17 protein-coding genes are annotated in these 18,909 nt (G+C 63.2%); 12 read left to right on the top strand and 5 right to left on the bottom strand.

Annotation, left to right across the window (positions count from 1 at the left end):
* The first annotated feature begins 212 nt into the window (after nt 1–212).
* The 7 genes from LB547_RS05370 to sufA all read left to right on the top strand — a co-directional run bounded on the left by LB547_RS05370 (nt 213) and on the right by sufA (nt 7,455).
* Nucleotides 213–1,376, top strand: a complete 1,164-nt coding sequence (locus tag LB547_RS05370; protein ID WP_140564711.1) for a cysteine desulfurase family protein — start codon at nt 213–215, stop codon at nt 1,374–1,376.
* Between the two features lie 185 nt (nt 1,377–1,561).
* Complete coding sequence (sufB, locus tag LB547_RS05365) at nt 1,562–3,079, top strand: Fe-S cluster assembly protein SufB (protein WP_140493879.1); 1,518 nt, start codon at nt 1,562–1,564, stop codon at nt 3,077–3,079.
* Between the two features lie 27 nt (nt 3,080–3,106).
* On the top strand, nt 3,107–3,862 hold the full coding sequence (sufC, locus tag LB547_RS05360) for a Fe-S cluster assembly ATPase SufC (protein ID WP_140556929.1): 756 nt from the start codon (nt 3,107–3,109) through the stop codon (nt 3,860–3,862).
* Nucleotides 3,863–3,887: 25 nt separating this feature from the next.
* Entirely contained in the window at nt 3,888–5,156 is a 1,269-nt protein-coding gene (sufD, locus tag LB547_RS05355; protein ID WP_140671758.1) for a Fe-S cluster assembly protein SufD, read from the top strand.
* A 183-nt stretch (nt 5,157–5,339) separates the two neighbouring features.
* The gene (locus LB547_RS05350) at nt 5,340–6,575 is read left to right on the top strand and encodes a cysteine desulfurase (RefSeq protein WP_140494998.1); all 1,236 of its coding nucleotides are present in this window, start codon (nt 5,340–5,342) and stop codon (nt 6,573–6,575) included.
* Nucleotides 6,576–6,580: 5 nt separating this feature from the next.
* On the top strand, nt 6,581–6,973 hold the full coding sequence (locus LB547_RS05345) for an SUF system Fe-S cluster assembly protein (RefSeq protein WP_140493873.1): 393 nt from the start codon (nt 6,581–6,583) through the stop codon (nt 6,971–6,973).
* Between the two features lie 101 nt (nt 6,974–7,074).
* A complete protein-coding gene (gene sufA, locus LB547_RS05340; RefSeq protein ID WP_006206001.1) occupies nt 7,075–7,455 on the top strand; it encodes a Fe-S cluster assembly scaffold SufA in 381 nt (126 codons plus the stop codon).
* A gap of 161 nt (nt 7,456–7,616) precedes the next feature.
* Here sufA and LB547_RS05335 read toward each other — a convergent pair whose 3' ends face one another.
* On the bottom strand, nt 7,617–8,114 hold the full coding sequence (locus LB547_RS05335) for a GFA family protein (RefSeq protein ID WP_140560977.1): 498 nt from the start codon (nt 8,112–8,114) through the stop codon (nt 7,617–7,619).
* 91 nt (nt 8,115–8,205) lie between these two features.
* Here LB547_RS05335 and LB547_RS05330 point away from each other — a divergent pair, with 91 nt between their 5' ends.
* Nucleotides 8,206–8,529 (top strand): TfoX/Sxy family protein, encoded by a 324-nt coding sequence (locus LB547_RS05330; RefSeq protein WP_140560978.1) that lies wholly within the window; start codon nt 8,206–8,208, stop codon nt 8,527–8,529.
* A 126-nt stretch (nt 8,530–8,655) separates the two neighbouring features.
* Here LB547_RS05330 and LB547_RS05325 read toward each other — a convergent pair whose 3' ends face one another.
* Complete coding sequence (locus tag LB547_RS05325; protein ID WP_140518331.1) at nt 8,656–9,573, bottom strand: pseudouridine-5'-phosphate glycosidase; 918 nt, start codon at nt 9,571–9,573, stop codon at nt 8,656–8,658.
* A gap of 46 nt (nt 9,574–9,619) precedes the next feature.
* Nucleotides 9,620–10,564 (bottom strand): carbohydrate kinase family protein, encoded by a 945-nt coding sequence (locus LB547_RS05320; RefSeq protein WP_140518330.1) that lies wholly within the window; start codon nt 10,562–10,564, stop codon nt 9,620–9,622.
* Between the two features lie 282 nt (nt 10,565–10,846).
* Here LB547_RS05320 and recA point away from each other — a divergent pair, with 282 nt between their 5' ends.
* Together recA and alaS are read left to right on the top strand one after the other, a co-directional pair.
* A complete protein-coding gene (gene recA / locus LB547_RS05315; protein WP_010909075.1) occupies nt 10,847–11,944 on the top strand; it encodes a recombinase RecA in 1,098 nt (365 codons plus the stop codon).
* A gap of 303 nt (nt 11,945–12,247) precedes the next feature.
* On the top strand, nt 12,248–14,914 hold the full coding sequence (gene alaS, locus LB547_RS05310; RefSeq protein ID WP_140666933.1) for an alanine--tRNA ligase: 2,667 nt from the start codon (nt 12,248–12,250) through the stop codon (nt 14,912–14,914).
* Between the two features lie 150 nt (nt 14,915–15,064).
* Here alaS and LB547_RS05305 read toward each other — a convergent pair whose 3' ends face one another.
* Nucleotides 15,065–15,691, bottom strand: coding sequence for a glutathione S-transferase family protein (locus tag LB547_RS05305; protein WP_140762399.1), 627 nt, complete (start codon nt 15,689–15,691; stop codon nt 15,065–15,067).
* 87 nt (nt 15,692–15,778) lie between these two features.
* The gene (locus LB547_RS05300) at nt 15,779–16,990 is read right to left on the bottom strand and encodes an NADP-dependent isocitrate dehydrogenase (protein WP_140493857.1); all 1,212 of its coding nucleotides are present in this window, start codon (nt 16,988–16,990) and stop codon (nt 15,779–15,781) included.
* Between the two features lie 213 nt (nt 16,991–17,203).
* Between LB547_RS05300 and LB547_RS05295 the strand changes: the two genes are divergently transcribed.
* Together LB547_RS05295 and murI are read left to right on the top strand one after the other, a co-directional pair.
* Nucleotides 17,204–18,127 (top strand): RNA methyltransferase, encoded by a 924-nt coding sequence (locus LB547_RS05295; protein ID WP_140493855.1) that lies wholly within the window; start codon nt 17,204–17,206, stop codon nt 18,125–18,127.
* Nucleotides 18,120–18,908: a glutamate racemase gene (gene murI, locus LB547_RS05290; protein ID WP_140762396.1), complete on the top strand. Its 789-nt coding sequence runs from the start codon at nt 18,120–18,122 to the stop codon at nt 18,906–18,908. The genes LB547_RS05295 and murI overlap by 8 nt, the downstream gene beginning before the upstream one ends.
* Nucleotide 18,909 lies beyond the last annotated feature (1 nt).

The raw sequence follows: 18,909 nt of genomic DNA, 5'->3' as shown, positions 1-18,909 counted from the left end.
CGCGGCGCCCGGAGAACCTTCCTCTGGCCTTGACGCAGGGCGAGCGTCTTCATAGAAGCTAGTTTAGAATTGTTCAAAACTGGGTGGCCGGAACGCAATCGTCCGGCTGCCCGCGCCGCAAGCCGCGTAAATAGGACGGCTTGCCTTGGAATTTCAAGGAAATAACGCGATATCTCGGTGGAATGGCTTCTGACGGGACCAACTGGAAGAAAATGGCCGGAATGCGCGCCTATCTCGACTACAATGCCAGTGCGCCCCTGCTTGCAGCGGCACGCGAGGCTATGGTCGCGGCGCTCGATGTGGCCGCCAACCCATCATCGGTCCATGCCGAAGGGCGTGCGGCGCGTCGCCTGATCGAAACTGCAAGGCGTGATGTGGCGGAATTGGTGAAGGCCAAGGCTGGGCATGTCGTGTTCACGTCAGGCGCCACGGAAGCCGCCTCGACGCTGCTGACGCCCGATTGGCGGATGGGGCGCGGGACCATCCGCATGAGCCATCTCTATGTCTGCGAAGCCGACCACCCCTGCCTGTTGAACGGCGGGTCCTTCCCGGCCTCGCAGGTGACGCGGATCGGCGTCGACGCCAATGGAATTGTCGACCTCGAAGCAATGGCAAACGCGCTTGCCGCGCACGATAAGGCCGCCGGCCTGCCGCTGGTGGCAATCCATGCCGCCAACAATGAGACTGGTGTCATCCAGCCGGTCGATCGTATCGCCGAAATCGTAAAGGCGGTCGACGGTGTCCTCGTCGTAGACGCGGTTCAGGCGGCAGGGCGCATTTCGATCGACATTTCGGCGGGTTACGCCGACTATCTGATACTGTCGTCGCACAAGATTGGCGGCCCCAAGGGCGTCGGCGCCATCGTCGCCGCTGCCGATCTGATGATGCCGAAGCCGCTCATCAACGGCGGTGGCCAGGAAAAGGGCCATCGCGGCGGCACCGAGAACCTGCCCGGCATTGCGGGATTTGGCGCGGCGGCGCGGGAGGCTCTCATCGGATTGGAGGCCATCGATGCCCTGCGTCGGCGTCGCGACGAGATCGAGGCCATCGTTAAAATGTTGATACCGGACGTGGAAATCTTCGGAACTGGCGCGCCGAGGCTTGCCAACACGACATTCTTCGCTATTCCCGGCGTCAAGGCCGAGACTGTACAGATCGCCTTCGACCTGGCCGGTGTGGCGCTGTCGGCGGGTTCCGCCTGCTCGTCGGGTAAAGTCGGCCCGAGCCATGTGCTGAAGGCCATGGGTCACGGTGACAGTCTGGGTGCGTTGCGCGTGTCGATCGGCGCGGCGACCGGCGCGCAGGAGGTCGAGGCGTTCCGCCTGGCGTTGGCAGAAATCGCCGCACGTCGGGTGGGCAAGGAGAAGGCCGCGTAGCGGTTGGACGAATTTGGGCCTTTCGGCCTGGTAGAGCCGTGCGTTTCATGCTGGCCGGGTGAATTTCCGGCCGAGGCGCACTATATGAAACTTACGCCGCCGCGGGTGCTCCTTGGGTGCTTATCCGGCGGTGCCATAGTTTGAAAACTGTCGGGCCTTGACCCCGGCGTGGATGGAGAACGCATATGCCTGCTGTGCAGGACACGATCGATCGGGTCCGAAAGATCGACGTCGACCAATACAAATACGGGTTCCAGACCGAAATCGCTGTCGACAAGGCCCCCAAGGGCCTGAGCGAAGACATCATCCGTTTCATTTCGGCGAAGAAGGACGAACCGTCCTGGATGCTGGAATGGCGTCTGGAAGCCTATCGGCGCTGGCTGACGCTGGAAGAGCCGACCTGGGCGCGCGTCAACTATCCCAAGATCGATTTCCAGGACATCTATTACTACGCGGCGCCGAAGAGCACGCCCGGACCGAGCTCGCTCAGCGACGTCGATCCGGAGATCTTGAAGGTCTACGAGAAACTCGGCATTCCGCTGAAGGAGCAGGAGATCCTGGCCGGCGTGCAGAAGACCGATGCGTCCGAGCTCGAGGAAGCCAGCGACAACGTCTACAAGTCCGGCCGCGTCGCCGTCGACGCCGTGTTCGATTCGGTATCCGTCGTCACCACGTTCAAGAAGGAACTGGCGCAGGCGGGCGTCATCTTCTGCTCGATCTCGGAAGCCATCCGCGAGCATCCGGAACTGGTGAAGAAATATCTCGGCTCGGTCGTGCCGACGTCGGATAATTTTTATGCGACGCTGAATTCGGCCGTCTTCACCGACGGCTCGTTTGTCTTCGTGCCCAAGGGCGTTCGCTGCCCAATGGAACTGTCGACCTATTTCCGCATGAACGAGAAGAACACCGGCCAGTTCGAGCGCACGCTGATCATCGCCGAGGAGGGGGCCTACGTCTCCTATCTCGAAGGCTGCACGGCGCCGCAGCGCGACGAGAACCAGCTCCATGCCGCAGTCGTCGAACTGGTGGCGCTAGACGATGCCGAGATCAAATATTCGACGGTGCAGAACTGGTACCCCGGCGACGCCGAGGGCAAGGGCGGCATCTATAACTTCGTTACCAAGCGCGGCGATTGCCGTGGCCACCGCTCGAAGATCTCGTGGACGCAGGTCGAGACCGGCTCGGCGATCACGTGGAAATACCCGAGCTGCATCCTGCGCGGCGACGATTCCAGCGGCGAGTTCTATTCGATCGCCGTGTCGAACGGCTACCAGCAGGTCGACAGCGGCACCAAGATGATCCATCTCGGCAAGAACACGTCGAGCCGCATCATCTCCAAGGGCATCGCCGCCGGCTTTTCGCAGAACACCTATCGCGGCCAGGTTTCGGCGCACCGCAAGGCGACCAACGCGCGCAACTTCACCAACTGCGACTCGCTGCTGATCGGCGACCAGTGCGGCGCCCACACGGTTCCCTACATGGAAGCCAAGAACGCGACGGCTCAGTTCGAGCATGAGGCGACGACGTCGAAGATTTCCGAGGACCAGAAGTTCTACGTCATGCAGCGCGGCATTCCGGAGGAGGAAGCGATCGCGCTGATCGTGAATGGCTTCGTCAAGGACGTCATCCAGCAGCTGCCGATGGAATTCGCCGTCGAGGCACAGAAGTTGATCGGGATTTCGCTCGAGGGCTCGGTCGGCTGACCGGACAGATATTCAGGAAACAAAAGAATGCTTGAGATCAAGAACCTGCATGCCCGCATCGTCGATGACGGCACCGAAATCATCCGCGGCCTGAACCTCTCGGTGAGAGCCGGCGAGGTCGCGGCCATCATGGGGCCGAATGGCTCGGGCAAGTCGACGCTGTCCTACATTCTCGCCGGCCGCGAGGACTACGAGGTCACCGAGGGCGATATCCTCTACAACGGCCAATCGATCCTCGAAATGGATCCGGCCGAGCGCGCGACGTCGGGGATTTTCCTGGCCTTCCAGTATCCGATGGAGATACCGGGCGTGGCGACTATGGAGTTCCTGAAGGTTGCCATGAACGAGCAGCGCAAGGCGCGCGGCGAGGAGCCGCTGAAGATCCCCGAATTCCTGAAGCGGGTGAAGGAAGCCGCCGGCTCGCTCAACATGGACATGAACATGCTGAAGCGGCCGCTCAATGTCGGCTTCTCCGGCGGTGAGAAGAAGCGCGCCGAGATCCTGCAGATGAAGCTTTTGGAGCCAAAGCTCTGCGTGCTTGACGAGACCGATTCCGGGCTCGACATCGATGCGCTCAAGATCGTTTCCGATGGCGTCAACGCGTTGCGCTCGCCCGAGCGCGCCATTGTCGTCATCACGCACTATCAGCGGCTGCTCGAACACATCGTGCCCGACACCGTGCACGTGCTCTACAAGGGCCAGGTCATCAAGTCCGGCGACAAGTCGCTGGCGCTCGACCTCGAGGCCAATGGCTATGCCGGCGTGATCGGTGAAGCCGCGTGAGATGCCAGAAGGCAAGGTCAAACTGATGAACATGCACACACAACCCCAGCGGACACCGGCCGAAACAGCGTTGATCGACGCTTTCGGCGAACGGTTGTCGCTGCTGCCGGGCGACGGCGCGGTGATGTTGAAGCGCGACGACGCCATCGAGGCGGTGAAGCACGGACTGCCGACCCGGCGCATCGAATCCTGGCACTACACCGACCTGCGCCGGCTGCTGAATGCGGTGCCGGACTTCGACCCGACGGCCGTGGTCAAAGCCATCGCGCCAGTCGTTGAAGGTTCCACCGTGTTGCCGCTTCTCAACGGCGTGTCGAGCGCCAAAACGCCCGCAATCGAAGGCGTCAGCGTCCAGTGCCTGTCGGAGAAACTGACCGACGGCAGCATCGCGCCTGGGCTCGATCCCTACGGCAGCGACGATGCCATCGGGGCGTTGAACACGGCTTTCGTCGCCGACGGTTATTTCGTCGACATCGCCGATGGCACCCAAGTGGAAAAGCCGATCGAATTGCAAAACCTGCAGGCCGGCGGCCAGACGCATATACGCCTGGCCGTGCGCGCCGGCGCCGACGCCAAGGCTGTGATCGTCGAACGCCAGGCCGGCGAGGGCGCGGCCCTTGTCAGCTCGGTCAGCCAGCTCGTGCTCGGCGAAGGCGCCGAGGTGACGTGGCTGATCATCCAGGAGCAGCCGGACACGGCAACGCATCTGGCGCAGTTCAAGGCTCATATCGGCAAGAATGCGAAGCTGACGCTGTTCGTCATGAACGCCGGCGGCAAGCTCGTGCGCCAGGAGGTCGTGGTGAAGACGACGGGCGAGGGCGCTGACTTCCAATTGCGCGGCATCAACCTGCTGGCCGGCGACGCCCACACGGACACCACCATGGTGCTCGATCATGCGGTGCCGCACACCACGTCGACGGAAGTGATCCGCAATGTCGTGACCGGCAAGGCCCGTGGCGTCTTCCAGGGCCGCATCAACGTCCATCAATACGCGCAGAAGACCAACGCCAAAATGGCTTGCAACACGCTGCTTCTGTCGGACGACGGCGAGTTCTCGACCAAGCCGGAACTCGAAATCTTCGCCGACGACGTGGTCTGCGGTCATGGCGCCACCGTCACCGAGATCGACCACAACCATCTGTTTTACCTGATGGCGCGCGGCATCGACGAGAAGAGCGCCCGTGGTCTGCTGGTGAAGGCCTTCATCGCCGAGGTGATCGAGGAACTGGACGACGAGGTGATCGTCGAGGCCCTGGAGACCAGGCTCGACGGCTGGTTTGCGGCGCATGGATGAGTGGATAGGGCTCGCTCCGGCGAACACCCCTGATCCGGCCGCTTCGCGGCCACCTTCTCCCACAAGGGGAGAAGGAAGAGCGCCTGACCTTCTCCCCTTGTGGGAGAAGGTGGATCGGCGCGAAGCGCCGAGACGGATGAGAGGCGTTGCACGGAATGAGGCGGTGCCTCAAGAGAGCTTATGATGGACCAGAAAGTCGAAACCTACGACGTCGAGGCGATCCGCCGCGATTTCCCGATTCTGTCACGCGAAGTCTACGGCAAACCTCTCGTCTATCTCGACAATGGCGCCTCGGCGCAGAAGCCGCAGGCGGTGCTCGACGCGGTCCAGCACGCCTATGCCCAGGAATACGCCAACGTCCATCGCGGCCTGCACTTCCTGTCCAATGCAGCGACCGACGCCTATGAGAAGGCGCGGGAGACGGTTCGCCGCTTCCTCAATGCGCCGAGCACCGACAATATCGTCTTCACCTCGAACACGACATCGGCGATCAACACGGTCGCCTATGGCTATGGCATGCCCAATATCGGCGAGGGCGACGAGATCGTGCTGTCGATCATGGAGCACCACTCCAACATCGTGCCATGGCATTTCATCCGCGAGCGGCAGGGCGCCAAACTGGTCTGGGTGCCGGTCGACGATCTCGGCGTCTTCCACATCGAGGAATTCGAGAAGCGGCTGACAGACCGGACGAAGCTGGTCGCCATCACGCAGATGTCGAACGCGCTGGGCACGGTGACGCCGATCAAGGAGATCGTGCGCATCGCGCATTCGCGCGGCATTCCCGTGCTCGTCGACGGCAGCCAGAGCGCCGTCCATATGCCCATCGACGTGCAGGACCTCGACTGCGATTTCTTCGTCTTCACCGGCCACAAGGTCTACGGTCCCTCGGGCATCGGTGTACTCTACGGCAAGAAGGACATCTTGCAGCGCATGCGTCCGTTCATGGGTGGCGGCGAGATGATCGAGGAGGTGACCGAAGACATCGTCACCTACAACGACCCGCCACACCGCTTCGAGGCCGGTACGCCGCCGATCGTCCAGGCGATCGGGCTGGGCGCCGCGCTCGATTACATGGAAAAGATCGGCCGCGAGCGCATCGCCGCGCACGAGGCCGATTTGAAGGACTATGCGCACGAGCGGCTGCGCGCCATCAACTCGCTGCGCATCTTCGGCGATGCGCCCGGCAAGGGGGCCATCATCTCGTTCGAGCTGCAAGGCATTCATGCCCATGACGTGTCGATGGTGATCGACCGGCAAGGCGTGGCTGTGCGCGCGGGCACCCATTGCGCCCAGCCCCTGTTGAAACGCTTCGGCGTAACCTCCACATGCAGGGCGTCGTTCGGCATGTATAATACGCGAGCCGAAGTCGATGCTTTGGCTGATGCGCTGGAAAAAGCACGCAAGTTTTTCGGGTGACGATAATGGAAGATGCCAGCACAGCCACCGATGCTGTTCCCGACGCGGCCGCCAATGCGGTGGTTTCCGCGTCCGCCATTCCCGCCGACGAACTGGCGCGGCTGACCGACGACATCGTTTCGGCGCTGAAGACGGTCTACGACCCGGAAATCCCGGCCGATATCTACGAGCTTGGCCTCGTCTACAAGATCGACATCGAGGACGACCGCTCAGTCAAGATCGACATGACGCTGACCGCGCCCGGCTGCCCGGTGGCCGGCGAGATGCCGGGCTGGGTTGAGAACGCCGTCGGCGCCGTCGAAGGCGTGTCGGGCGTCGAGGTCAACATGACATTCGACCCGCCCTGGTCGCCCGATCGCATGTCGGAAGAGGCGCAGGTGGCGGTGGGCTGGTACTGACGTCGAGTCCGGCACACTTGCGCCAGTGGCAAAACTTCACCATTTTAGGTGAGGAATCATTCGGCAGGCCTTGAACCTGCATGGAATGGAGAAGGAAAAAGATGGGACGCTTTGCCGTCATCACGATGACCGAAAAGGCCGCCGACCGGGTGCGCGAGATCGTTGCCACGCGTGAGAATGCGCATGGCATTCGCCTCGGTATCAAGAAGGGCGGTTGCGCCGGCATGGAATACACGGTCGACCTGGTGACCGAACCCAATACCAAGGACGACCACATCGAGCGCGACGGCGCCCATGTCTATGTCGCGCCGGAAGCAGCACTTTTCCTGTTCGGCACCGAGATGGATTTCGAGCAGACGACGCTGCGCACCGGCTTCACCTTCCGCAACCCGAACCAGAGCTCGGCCTGCGGCTGCGGCGAATCCGTCGAACTGAAGCCGGCCGACCTCAAGGCGCTGGCAGAAGCACGCGCCTCCGCCTGACCTTCCTTCGTCCCGTTTACGGGGAGAAGGTGTCCCCCAGGGCCGGATGAGGGGCAGCGATAGCCCCGCTGCCGGCGTTCGTCATTCGAAAAGCCGCGCAATTGGCTTCCCGCCTGCTGCGCAGACCACTCCTCACCTCCCTTAGAACGCAGCGAAGACACTCACTCCACCCACGTCCCGGTCCGCTTATGCCAGTCGGCGATCGATTCCTCGGGATAGACGTCGAACACCTTGTCGCTCGGCCCGACATCGGGCTCGACCCAGTTGGCCTTGTATTTCAGCATCAGATGCACCTTGCTTGGCGGTTTCGGCAGGTCGCTGTCGATCGCCGAGGCGAAGGGATGGACGAGTTCCGGCCAGGTCGGGTCGTAGAGCCACAGCGCCGATCCGCATTTGCGGCAGAAATTGCGCTCTCCGGTCGAGATCTCGCAATGCGGATGTTCGTCGTCCTCGATCTCGGCCCGATAGACGCCGAGGCTCCTCTTGCCCCGGATGGTCATCGTCTCGTAGTCGGCGCCGAGATTGATGGCAAAACCGCCACCGCCCTGCTGCTTGCGGCAGATCGAGCAGTAGCACAGCATGAACGGCACGGGCGTGTGGCTTTCCACCTCGAAACGAACGGCATTGCAGCGGCAGGACCCCTTGAGCAGGACAGGCATGGCGGGAACTCCGATCGATCCCCTTTCAATCTGTCAGCATGGTTTTGGTTGCGCCGATGACAAGGCCGAATCGCGGTGACATGATCCGCGCATGGACAATGAACGCATAGAAGAACTCTTCCAGAGCCTGGGCCCGGTCAGCATCCGGAAACTGTTCGGCGGCAAGGGCATCTATGCCGACGGCGTCATCGTCGCCATCGTGCTGCGCGGCGAATTGATGCTGAAAGCGGACGAGCAAAGCGCGCCCGATTTCGAGGCCGCCGGCTGCACGCAGTGGACCTACACCGGGTCCCGGCACGGCAAGCTGGTGGCGATGCCCTATTGGAGCATTCCCGATAGTGCCTTCGACGACCCCGACGAGATAGCGGTCTGGGCGCGGCGGGCCTATGAGGCGGGGCGGCGGGCGGGAAAATAACGCTAGGACCTCGGGGCGATGAGGCAGTGCAGACTTTTTCGGAGACGTCCAGCAGGACAGAGGAGGGCGTGACGGAACTCGGTGGTCGCGAGTAGCCGTGGTGCCGCCGCTCGTATTTCCGGCGTCCTACAGCGCCCCGGCAATTCGCGCTGCCAGCCGAGCATTGTTTTCGACCAGCGCGATGTTGGTCTTCAGGCTCCGGCCGCCGGTGAGTTCGAGGATTTTGGAGAGCAGGAACGGCGTCACCGCCTTGCCGGTAACGTTGAGCGCCTCGGCGGCCTTCTGGGCGGCCTCGATGTAGCCGGCCATCTCGCCGGCCGGGATTTCGTGATCCTCCGGCACCGGATTGGCGATCAGCATGCCGCCGCTCAGGCCCAGCGCCTGTCGCGTCTTGTAAAAATGCGCGATCTCTTCCGGCGCGTGCAAGGTCAGCGGCGCGCGGAACGGCGACTGCCGCGACCAGAAGGCCGGCATGGTCTCGCAGCCATGGCCGATCACGGGCACGCCGCGGGTCTCCAGCACCTCCAGCGTCTTTTCGATGTCGAGGATGGCCTTGGCCCCAGCCGAGACGACGATGACGGGCGTGCGCGCCAGCTCATCGAGGTCGGCGGAAATGTCGAAGCTTTTTTCGGCGCCCTTGTGCACGCCGCCGATGCCGCCGGTGGCGAACACCTTTATCCCAACCATATGCGCGGCGATCATTGTGGCGGCAACCGTGGTGCCGCCGGTGCGCCCTTGCGCGACGGCGAAGCCGAGATCTGCGCGCGAGAGCTTCATGGCGTCGCCGGTCATGGCGAGCGATTCGCGTTCTCCGTCGGAGAGGCCGATCTTGATGCGGCCCGCCACCACGGCGATCGTCGCCGGCACCGCGCCGCCGTCCGCAATGATCCTTTCCACGTCGGCCGCCATGGCGCCATTGTCGGGGTAGGGCATGCCGTGGGTTATGATGGTGCTTTCCAGCGCCACCACGGGCTTCCCGGCGGCCAAGGCTTGCGCCACCGGCGCGTGGACATCGATGAAGGCGCGGGCGGTGTCTGGGGTCATCTGGATCTCCAATCCGAAGTGCGGCGCATCCTTTCGGATGCCGGTCTCATGCCATTTTCTGCTCTTCGGGCACAAGAGCCAGCGCTTGCGCGAAAGTCGCCGTGGTGAAATCGGGAACGGCGCTCGCGCTTTCAATAGCCAGCGTCGCGGCGGCGACGCCCTCGCGCAACGCCGCGCGCAAGGGCATGCCGCGCAGTAGGGCGGCGACCGTCGCGCCGGCAAGCGCATCGCCGGCGCCGGTGACGTCCACGACCTTTCTTGGAGGGGGCGGGACGACGGCAAAGCTGCCGTCGCGGTCGAAACCCAGCACCGGGCCGCCGCCCGCCGTGACCACCGCGCTGTCGAGGCCGGCGCTTCTCAGCCCGTCGAGGATAGTTTTTTGAGAGGCGGCATCGTCAAGTCCGGCAAGCGCCACCGCCTCGCGCCTGTTCATGAAGGCGACGGCCAGGCCGCCGAGCACCGGTGTCAAGCGCACGACCTTGGCCGGTGAAATGGCAATGGCGAACACGGGCTTGCCGGCGGCAAGCGACACCAGCCGCTCCAGAGCCGCCGATGGCAGATTGGCGTCGCACAGGACGGCATCTGCGGCGGCGATCTCCTCCCTCACCCTGGAGCGGCGGATCTGCTTTGCAAATGCCAGTTCATAAAGCGCCATGTCGGCAAAGCCGACGAGCAGTTCGCCCTCGCGGTCGATCAGCGCCGTATAGCTCGGCGTCGTGCGGTCGAGGAACACCGCGGACAGGTCGGCAATGCCTGCTTCGGCGATGGCGCGCGAAACCGTGTCGGCGGCGGCATCACCGCCGCGCACCGACAGCAACGAGCCCGAGACGCCTCGCCGCACCGTGCTGCGCAATGCGTTGAAGACGCCGCCGCCAACGTCCTCGCGCATCGTGCCCGGGTTGGAGGCAGCCGGCACGTAAGCGCCGGACACCTGGCCGCGCCTGTCGATATGGGCGCCGCCCACCGCCAGGACTCTTGGAGATCTCACCATGCGCCGATATGACCTTTGTTGGCGGTCACGCACAAGCGCCATGCTGTGCGACGGAGCTTCGCAGGCAACAACCAGCGATTCGTGAGGCCGGCATGGCGAACCAGCCTGGCCCAATATTCGGACCATGTTGGAGCCGAATCGTGAGACAAAAAAAGAACAAATCAGGATGTTGCTTATTTTTCAAATGCTTGATCCCTCTTGCCAAATGAGAACAAAAAAGGTACAAATAACCAAGGATTACGGATTGTCCGGCCTTCATTGACGACTACGGGGTGATGTATCATGGCTCAGAACAGCTTGCGGCTTGTAGAGGATAAGGCAGTGGACAAATCAAAGGCTCTGGATGCGGCGCTGTCGCAAATCGAGCGGGCTTTCGGCAAGGGCTCGATCATGCGGCTCGGCGCGAACGAGCAGGTCGTCGAGATCGAAACCGTGCCGACCGGCTCGCTTGGCCTCGACATCGCGCTTGGCGTCGGCGGCCTGCCGCGCGGCCGCATCATCGAGATCTACGGGCCGGAAAGCTCGGGCAAGACGACGCTGGCGCTGCACACGGTGGCGGAAGCCCAGAAGAAGGGCGGCATCTGCGCCTTCGTCGATGCCGAGCACGCGCTCGATCCGGTCTATGCCCGCAAGCTCGGCGTCGATCTCGAAAACCTCCTGATCTCGCAGCCTGACACTGGCGAGCAGGCGCTTGAAATCTGCGATACGCTGGTGCGCTCCGGCGCCATCGATGTGCTGGTGGTCGATTCGGTCGCGGCGCTGACGCCACGCGCCGAAATCGAGGGCGAGATGGGCGATTCGTTGCCCGGCCTGCAGGCCCGCCTGATGAGCCAGGCGCTGCGCAAGCTGACCGCCTCGATCTCGCGCTCCAACACCATGGTCATCTTCATCAACCAGATCCGTATGAAGATCGGCGTCATGTTCGGCTCGCCTGAAACCACCACCGGCGGCAATGCGCTCAAATTCTACGCCTCGGTGCGTCTCGATATCCGCCGCATCGGCTCGGTCAAGGACCGCGACGAGGTCGTCGGCAACCAGACCCGCGTCAAGGTGGTCAAGAACAAGCTGGCGCCGCCCTTCAAGGTGGTCGAGTTCGACATCATGTACGGCGAAGGTGTGTCGAAGACCGGCGAACTGGTCGATCTCGGCGTCAAGGCCGGCGTGGTCGAGAAATCGGGCGCCTGGTTCTCCTACAATTCGCAGCGTCTCGGCCAGGGCCGCGAGAACGCGAAGCTGTTCCTGCGCGACAATCCCGATACGGCGCGCGAGATCGAACTTGCGCTCAGGCAGAACGCCGGACTGATCGCCGAAAAATTCCTCGAGAATGGCGGCTCCGAAGGTGGCGATGATGGCTTCGAGGATGAAGCCGGCGCGATGTAAGCGCTCGTCGGCACGATCTAGCGTTCGCTGGCGCGATCTAGCGTTCGGTTTACGGCCCGAGTTCGGCCATAATCCCGGTTCATCAACTTGAGCTTATGTAATCGAGTTCTGTAGTATTGCGTTTCGAACCGCCGGCCCCGTGCCGGCGGTTCGCGTTTTGAGCGGCTGGCGAACCGCGAATTGGCCAGCTTGCGTGTTTCTGGACAGGGTGCCAAGCGGCGGCTAAAAGGCCAGCTCCATCTTCTAAAGCAGAGCCCATTTTCCGCCGGTCCGGCCGGCGGCTCTCTCGAAAAGGCAGCATTCATGAGTGGCGTGAACGAGATCCGGTCGACATTTCTCGACTATTTCCGCAAGGAGGGTCACGAAGTCGTGGCGTCGAGCCCGCTTGTGCCGCGCAACGATCCGACGCTGATGTTCACCAATGCCGGCATGGTGCAGTTCAAGAACGTCTTCACCGGCCTGGAGAAGCGGCCCTATTCGCGTGCCACGACCGCCCAGAAAAGCGTTCGCGCCGGCGGCAAGCACAACGACCTCGACAATGTCGGCTACACCGCGCGCCACCTGACCTTCTTCGAGATGCTCGGCAATTTCTCCTTCGGCGACTATTTCAAGGAGCGCGCCATCGAGTTGGCCTGGAACCTCATTACCAGGGAGTTCGGGCTTAAGAAGGACAAGCTGCTCGTCACCGTCTACCACACCGACGACGAGGCGGCCGGCTTCTGGAAGAAGATCGCCGGCTTTTCCGATGATCGCATCATCCGCATCCCGACCTCCGACAATTTCTGGGCGATGGGCGACACCGGGCCATGCGGGCCATGCTCGGAAATCTTCATCGACCGTGGCGAGCACATCTGGGGCGGCCCGCCCGGCACCCCGGAGGAGGATGGCGACCGGTTCCTGGAATTCTGGAACCTGGTGTTCATGCAGTACGAGCAGGTGACGAAGGACGAGCGGATCGACCTGCCGCGCCCGTCGATCGACACCGGCATGGGCCTGGAGCGCATGGCCTCCATCCTGCAAGGCGTGGAAAGCGTCTTTGAGACCGATCTGTTTCGGCACTTGATCGATGCGGCGTCGTCCGCGCTCGGTCGCGGTCCCGACGCCGAGACCGTCGCATCCTATCGCGTCATAGCCGATCACCTGCGCTCGTCGTCGTTCCTGGTCGCAGACGGCGTGCTGCCATCGAATGAAGGCCGCGGCTATGTGCTGCGCCGCATCATGCGCCGCGCCATGCGCCATGCACAGCTGCTCGGTGCGAACGAGCCGCTGGTGTGGAAGCTGGTGCCGGCGCTGGTTCGCGAGATGGGTCAGGCCTATCCGGAACTGGTGCGCGGCGAACAGCTGATCACCGAGACGCTGAAGCTTGAGGAGACCAGGTTCCGCAAGACACTGGTGCGTGGCCTCGGTTTGCTGTCGGAGGCGACGGAAAAGCTCGGCGCCGGCGACATGCTGGACGGCGAGACGGCCTTCAAGCTTTACGACACCTATGGCTTCCCGCTCGACCTGACGCAGGATGCGCTGCGCCAGCGCAACATCTCGGTCGATCTTGCCGGCTTCACCAATGCGATGGAGCAGCAGAAGGCCGAGGCGCGTAAGCACTGGGCAGGTTCCGGCGAGGCGGCGACGGAAGCGGTCTGGTTCCCGGTGCGCGAAAAAGCCGGTGCCACCGAATTCCTCGGCTACGAGACCGAGCAGGCGGAAGGCATCATCCAGGCGGTTGTCCGCGACGGCAAGACCGTCGACAGCGCCGGCAAGGGCGAAGCGGTAGCCGTGGTCGTCAACCAGACGCCGTTCTATGCCGAATCCGGCGGCCAGATGGGCGACACCGGAACCATTTCAGGCGAAGGCTTCTCGATCGAGATTTCCGATACGCAGAAGAAGGCCGACGGGCTGTTCGTGCATCTCGGCAAGGTGGTCAGCGGCACTGCCAGGACGGGTGCCGCCGTCGAGCTGAAGGTTGACCATGCGAGGCGCTCCAGGCTGCGCGCGAACCATTCCGCGACGCATCTGATCCATGAGGCGCTGCGCGAGGTGCTGGGCACCCATGTGGCACAGAAGGGCTCGCTGGTCGCGCCCGAGCGCCTGCGCTTCGACATCTCGCACAACAAGCCCATCTCGCCCTCGGAACTCGAGGAGGTCGAGCGCATGGCCAATGAGATCGTGGTGCAGAACAGCCCGGTGATCACGCGCCTGATGTCGGTCGACGATGCCATTGCCGAAGGCGCCATGGCGCTGTTCGGCGAGAAATACGGCGATGAGGTGCGCGTCGTGTCTATGGGCACGGGCCTACATGGCGCCAAGGCCAACCGCCCCTATTCGGTCGAGCTTTGCGGCGGCACGCATGTCAGGGCAACCGGTGACATCGGCCTGGTGCGCGTCGTGTCCGACAGCGCCGTCGCCGCAGGCGTGCGCCGCATCGAGGCGCTGACGGGCGAGGCCGCGCGCAAGCATCTCGACGAACAGGACCGGCGGCTGAAGGCGGCCGCGGCAACACTGAAAATCTCGCCGGCCGACGTGCCGGCGCGTGTTGAAGCCCTGCTCGAAGAGCGCAAGAAGCTCGAGAAGGAGCTCACCGAAGCGCGCAAGAAGCTGGCGCTGGGCGGCGGGTCGCCCGCTGACGCGCCGGCCGCCAACGAGACCGTCGCGGGCGTCGGCTTCCTCGGCAAGTCGGTTTCCGGTGTCTCGCCGAAGGATCTGAAGCCGCTCGCCGATGCCGGCAAAAGCTCGCTCGGCTCCGGCGTGGTCGTGTTTGTCGGTGCGGGCGAGGACAACAAGGCGAGCGTCGTGGTCGCTGTCACCGATGATCTCGTCGGCCGCTTCAGCGCCGTCGACCTGGTGCGCGTCGCCTCCGCGGTACTCGGCGGGCAGGGCGGCGGCGGCCGGCCCGACATGGCGCAGGCCGGTGGCCCCGATGCCTCGAAGGCCGACGACGCGATTGCTGCGGTGAGGGCGGCGCTGGAGGCGGCGTGATTCATTGCAGAATTGGGGGGCAACGCTCCAGGCCGGTTGCTTCCCTTCGAGGTCGCGCGGCCCCTCATGATGGGCGGCGCGACATCAATGATCGGTTATCCGCGAAATCGTTGACCTGAATCGAATATCGCTGCGCTGCGCTGTCGCAGATCAGCCGGCCTTTTCAGTCCTGGCAAAGCTTGCCTGTTTAGCAATACAATCCCACCAGTCCTGTATGTCGGCAAAGCGAGCCAGCAGTTTGCGCCCTTCCGCCACCTTGACGAAATAGCCGACGATCGGTGCCGCATGCAGGTCGGCGAGCGTCAGTTGATTGCCGAGCAACCACGGCCCCGGGGATCTCAATGATGAGAGCACCTGAAGGACCGTTCCTGCTTGTCGTAATCCGCTGACAATCAGCGCTTCGTCAGGCGACGCCTTCTCCAGCCGCTCCACGGCGACGTCCCAGACCATGGCCCGATAGCCATAAGCGTCGAGCATGCCGATGATCTGGTTCATCCGCGCGCGGCCGCGCGGATCGTTCGGCTGCAAGGGCGGTCCGTCGAAAGCTTCATCAACATAGCGCGTGATCGCGCTGGCCTCGAACAGGCGAAAACCGTCATGCTCGAAGGCCGGGATGCGGCCGAACGGGTGGTGCTCGAAATACCAGCCGGGGATGCCCTCGGCGGCGAACACATCGACCGGCACAAGCTCGTAGTCGACGCCCTTCTCCTCCAGCGCCATGCGCGCTATGCGCACGTAAACGCTGTAGTCGGCGCCGTAGAGGACCGGTTTGGCCATGTTGCCAGTCCTTTGCTTTCGATTTTCGTTGGCCCAAAAAAGCGAAGGCTCCTTCCGGAGCCTTCGGCATGTTGAACCCGCGGGTGCTTACGCCATCGCCTTCTGCAAATTCTCGTCGATCTTGTCCAGGAAACCAGTGGTCGAAAGCCAGGGCTGGTCGGGGCCGATCAGCAGCGACAGGTCCTTGGTCATGAAGCCGGATTCGACGGTCTGGATGCAGACCTTTTCGAGTGTCTCCGCGAAGCGTTTCAATTCAGCATTGTCGTCGAGCTTGGCGCGATGGGCGAGGCCCCGGGTCCAGGCGAAGATCGAGGCGATCGAATTGGTCGAGGTTTCCTCGCCCTTCTGGTGCTGGCGATAGTGGCGCGTCACGGTGCCGTGCGCGGCTTCCGCTTCCACCGTCTTGCCGTCCGGCGTCATCAGCACCGACGTCATCAGGCCAAGCGAGCCGAACCCCTGCGCCACCGTGTCGGACTGTACGTCGCCGTCATAGTTCTTGCAGGCCCAGACATAGCCGCCCGACCATTTCAGGCTGGAGGCCACCATGTCGTCGATCAGGCGGTGCTCGTACCACAGCTTCTTGGACTTGAACTCGGCCTCGAACTCAGCCTCGTAGACCTCCTGGAAAATATCCTTGAAGCGGCCGTCATAGGCCTTGAGGATGGTATTCTTGGTCGAGAGATAGACCGGGTAGTTGCGCAGCAGGCCATAGTTCAGCGAGGCGCGGGCGAATTCGCGGATCGACTCGTCGAGATTGTACATGGCCATGGCGACGCCGGCGCCGGGCGCATCGAACACGTCGTGCTCGATCACCTGGCCATCCTCGCCGACGAACTTGATCGTGAGCTTGCCCTTGCCGGGAAAACGGAAATCGGTGGCGCGGTACTGGTCGCCATAGGCGTGGCGGCCGACGATGATCGGCTTGGTCCAGCCGGGCACCAGCCGCGGCACGTTCTTCATGATGATCGGCTCGCGGAAGATGGTGCCGCCGAGAATGTTGCGGATGGTGCCGTTCGGCGACTTCCACATCTTCTTCAGCTTGAATTCCTCGACGCGCTGCTCGTCGGGCGTGATGGTCGCGCATTTCACGCCGACGCCGTATTTTTTGATGGCGTTGGCCGAATCGACGGTCACCTGGTCGTTGGTGGCGTCGCGATGCTCGATGCCGAGGTCGTAATATTCAAGCTTGAGGTCGAGATAAGGGTGGATCAGCTTGTCCTTGATGAACTGCCAGATGATGCGGGTCATCTCGTCGCCGTCGAGTTCGACGACCGGGTTCGCCACCTTGATCTTCGCCATGGAAAGAATGCCTCGTTGCTGGGAAATGGGACGGCCTTGCCCGCGTGGCGTTCGGCCGGGGATGCGCCCCTATATCAAAGCGTTTTTGGCCGCGCAAACGACGATCGGTCACGAAAGCGAAGCGATCGCCCCGCCATTTGCGAATGGTTCATTTTCGCGGCCGAATATGGCAGGGGACGCTGAAATGCCGCAAACAGCAGTTCATTGACAATCATGCCCGTCACCAAAGATTCCGATACCGCTTCAGTCGCCAGCCCCGCCATCATCCTCGTGGAGCCGCAGCTCGGCGAGAATATCGGCATGGTTGCGCGCGCCATGGCCAATTTCGGCCTGGTCGAACTTCGCCTCGTCAACCCGCGCGACGGCTGGCCGAACGAGAAGGCGCGGGCGGCGGCCAGCCGCGCCGACCATGTCATCGACGCCGTCAAGGTTTTCGACGATCTCGCCACGGCGATGGCCGACCTGAATTTCGTTTTCGCGACCACCGCAAGGCAACGCGACGGCTTCAAGCCCGTGCGCGGGCCGGTCGAGGCGGGCAGGGTGCTCCGGGCTCGCCATGGCATGGGTCAGCGAACCGGCATCCTGTTCGGCCGCGAGCGTTTCGGCCTCTATAATGACGAGGTTGGCCTCGCCGACGAGATCGTCACTTTTCCGGTCGATCCCGATTTTTCCTCGCTCAACATCGCCCAGGCCGCGCTTCTCATGTCCTACGAGTGGATGAAATCCGGCCTCGAGGACGAGACCAAGACCAACTTTACGGGTCCGGACATGAAGCCGGCCAGCAAGGAAGAACTGCACGGCCTGTTCGCCTATCTCGAAGGCGCACTCGAAGCGCGCGGCTATTTCCGGCCGGCGCCGAAGAAGCCGAAGATGGTTGACAATCTGCGCGCCGTATTGACCCGGGCGGGATTTGCCGAGCCGGAGCTCAAGGTGCTGCGCGGCATCATCTCGTCGCTGGACAGGTTCTCGCCGGCGATGCCGCGCGGCGACGGCTCTCCGGGAGATGATCCAAGGCGGCTTCCGGCAGCGGCGCGCGCCGGCGGTCCCGGCCGCAAGACCAATGCGGATCGTCAGGTGGCCGATGACGACGACAACGCCGCGCCGCCGCTCGGCGGCAAGGGAACCGACAATGACTGATCAGCCGATCCTGATGTTCGATTCCGGCATTGGCGGGCTGACTGTGCTGCGCGAGGCGCGCGTGCTGATGCCCGACCGCCGCTTCGTCTACATCGCCGACGATGCCGCCTTCCCCTTTGGCGCCTGGGAGGAACCGGCGCTGCGGGTCCATATTCTCGACCTGTTCGGCAAATTGCTCGACCGGTTCGCCCCGGCCATCTCGGTCATCGCCTGCAACACCGCCTCGACGCTGGTGATCGATGCGTTGCGCGAGAGATTTCCCGGCCATCCCTTTGTCGGCACCGTGCCTGCGATCAAGCCGGCGGCGGAGCGTACCCGCTCCGGCCTCGTCTCCGTGCTGGCGACGCCGGGCACGGTGAAACGGCAATACACGCGCGACCTGATCAGCAAATGGGCGCAGAAGTGCCATGTCCGGCTGGTCGGTAGCGACCGCCTGGCGGGGCTGGCCGAAGCCTATATGCGCGAAGGGTTCGTCGACGAGGAAGCCGTGCGCGCCGAGATCTCCCCGTGTTTCATCGAGCGCAACGGCATGCGCACCGACATCGCCGTGCTCGCCTGTACGCACTATCCTTTTCTGGTCAACCGCATGCGCAAGACCGCACCCTGGCCGGTCGACTGGATCGATCCTGCCGAAGCGATCGCCCGGCGGGCGATGTCGCTGCTGTCGCCGGTCAATGGGCCGTTGCCGCATGGTGAGCCGGACATCGCGGTCTTCACGTCCGGCAAGGCGGATTTTGCCACCAGCCGTTTGATGCAGGGCTTTGGACTGGCGGTCGCCTGAT

The sequence above is a fragment of the Mesorhizobium sp. B264B1B genome (assembly GCF_020165765.1).
Classification (GTDB): domain Bacteria; phylum Pseudomonadota; class Alphaproteobacteria; order Rhizobiales; family Rhizobiaceae; genus Mesorhizobium.
The sequence above is the reverse complement of the archived record's forward strand: the minus strand, read 5'-3'. Positions and strand labels throughout refer to the sequence as shown.

Bases quoted from the DNA above. Each gene is read 5' to 3' on its own strand.
- sufB (WP_140493879.1), top strand. From the start codon at position 1,562: ATGCCTGCTGTGCAGGACACGATCGATCGGGTCCGAAAGATCGACGTC.
- murI (WP_140762396.1), top strand. From the start codon at position 18,120: ATGACTGATCAGCCGATCCTGATGTTCGATTCCGGCATTGGCGGGCTG.
- LB547_RS05325 (WP_140518331.1), bottom strand. From the start codon at position 9,573: ATGACCCCAGACACCGCCCGCGCCTTCATCGATGTCCACGCGCCGGTG.
- recA (WP_010909075.1), top strand. From the start codon at position 10,847: ATGGCTCAGAACAGCTTGCGGCTTGTAGAGGATAAGGCAGTGGACAAA.
- alaS (WP_140666933.1), top strand. From the start codon at position 12,248: ATGAGTGGCGTGAACGAGATCCGGTCGACATTTCTCGACTATTTCCGC.
- sufA (WP_006206001.1), top strand. From the start codon at position 7,075: ATGGGACGCTTTGCCGTCATCACGATGACCGAAAAGGCCGCCGACCGG.
- LB547_RS05300 (WP_140493857.1), bottom strand. From the start codon at position 16,990: ATGGCGAAGATCAAGGTGGCGAACCCGGTCGTCGAACTCGACGGCGAC.
- LB547_RS05330 (WP_140560978.1), top strand. From the start codon at position 8,206: ATGGACAATGAACGCATAGAAGAACTCTTCCAGAGCCTGGGCCCGGTC.
- LB547_RS05320 (WP_140518330.1), bottom strand. From the start codon at position 10,564: ATGGTGAGATCTCCAAGAGTCCTGGCGGTGGGCGGCGCCCATATCGAC.
- sufC (WP_140556929.1), top strand. From the start codon at position 3,107: ATGCTTGAGATCAAGAACCTGCATGCCCGCATCGTCGATGACGGCACC.
- LB547_RS05350 (WP_140494998.1), top strand. From the start codon at position 5,340: ATGGACCAGAAAGTCGAAACCTACGACGTCGAGGCGATCCGCCGCGAT.
- LB547_RS05370 (WP_140564711.1), top strand. From the start codon at position 213: ATGGCCGGAATGCGCGCCTATCTCGACTACAATGCCAGTGCGCCCCTG.
- LB547_RS05295 (WP_140493855.1), top strand. From the start codon at position 17,204: ATGCCCGTCACCAAAGATTCCGATACCGCTTCAGTCGCCAGCCCCGCC.
- LB547_RS05305 (WP_140762399.1), bottom strand. From the start codon at position 15,691: ATGGCCAAACCGGTCCTCTACGGCGCCGACTACAGCGTTTACGTGCGC.
- sufD (WP_140671758.1), top strand. From the start codon at position 3,888: ATGAACATGCACACACAACCCCAGCGGACACCGGCCGAAACAGCGTTG.
- LB547_RS05335 (WP_140560977.1), bottom strand. From the start codon at position 8,114: ATGCCTGTCCTGCTCAAGGGGTCCTGCCGCTGCAATGCCGTTCGTTTC.
- LB547_RS05345 (WP_140493873.1), top strand. From the start codon at position 6,581: ATGGAAGATGCCAGCACAGCCACCGATGCTGTTCCCGACGCGGCCGCC.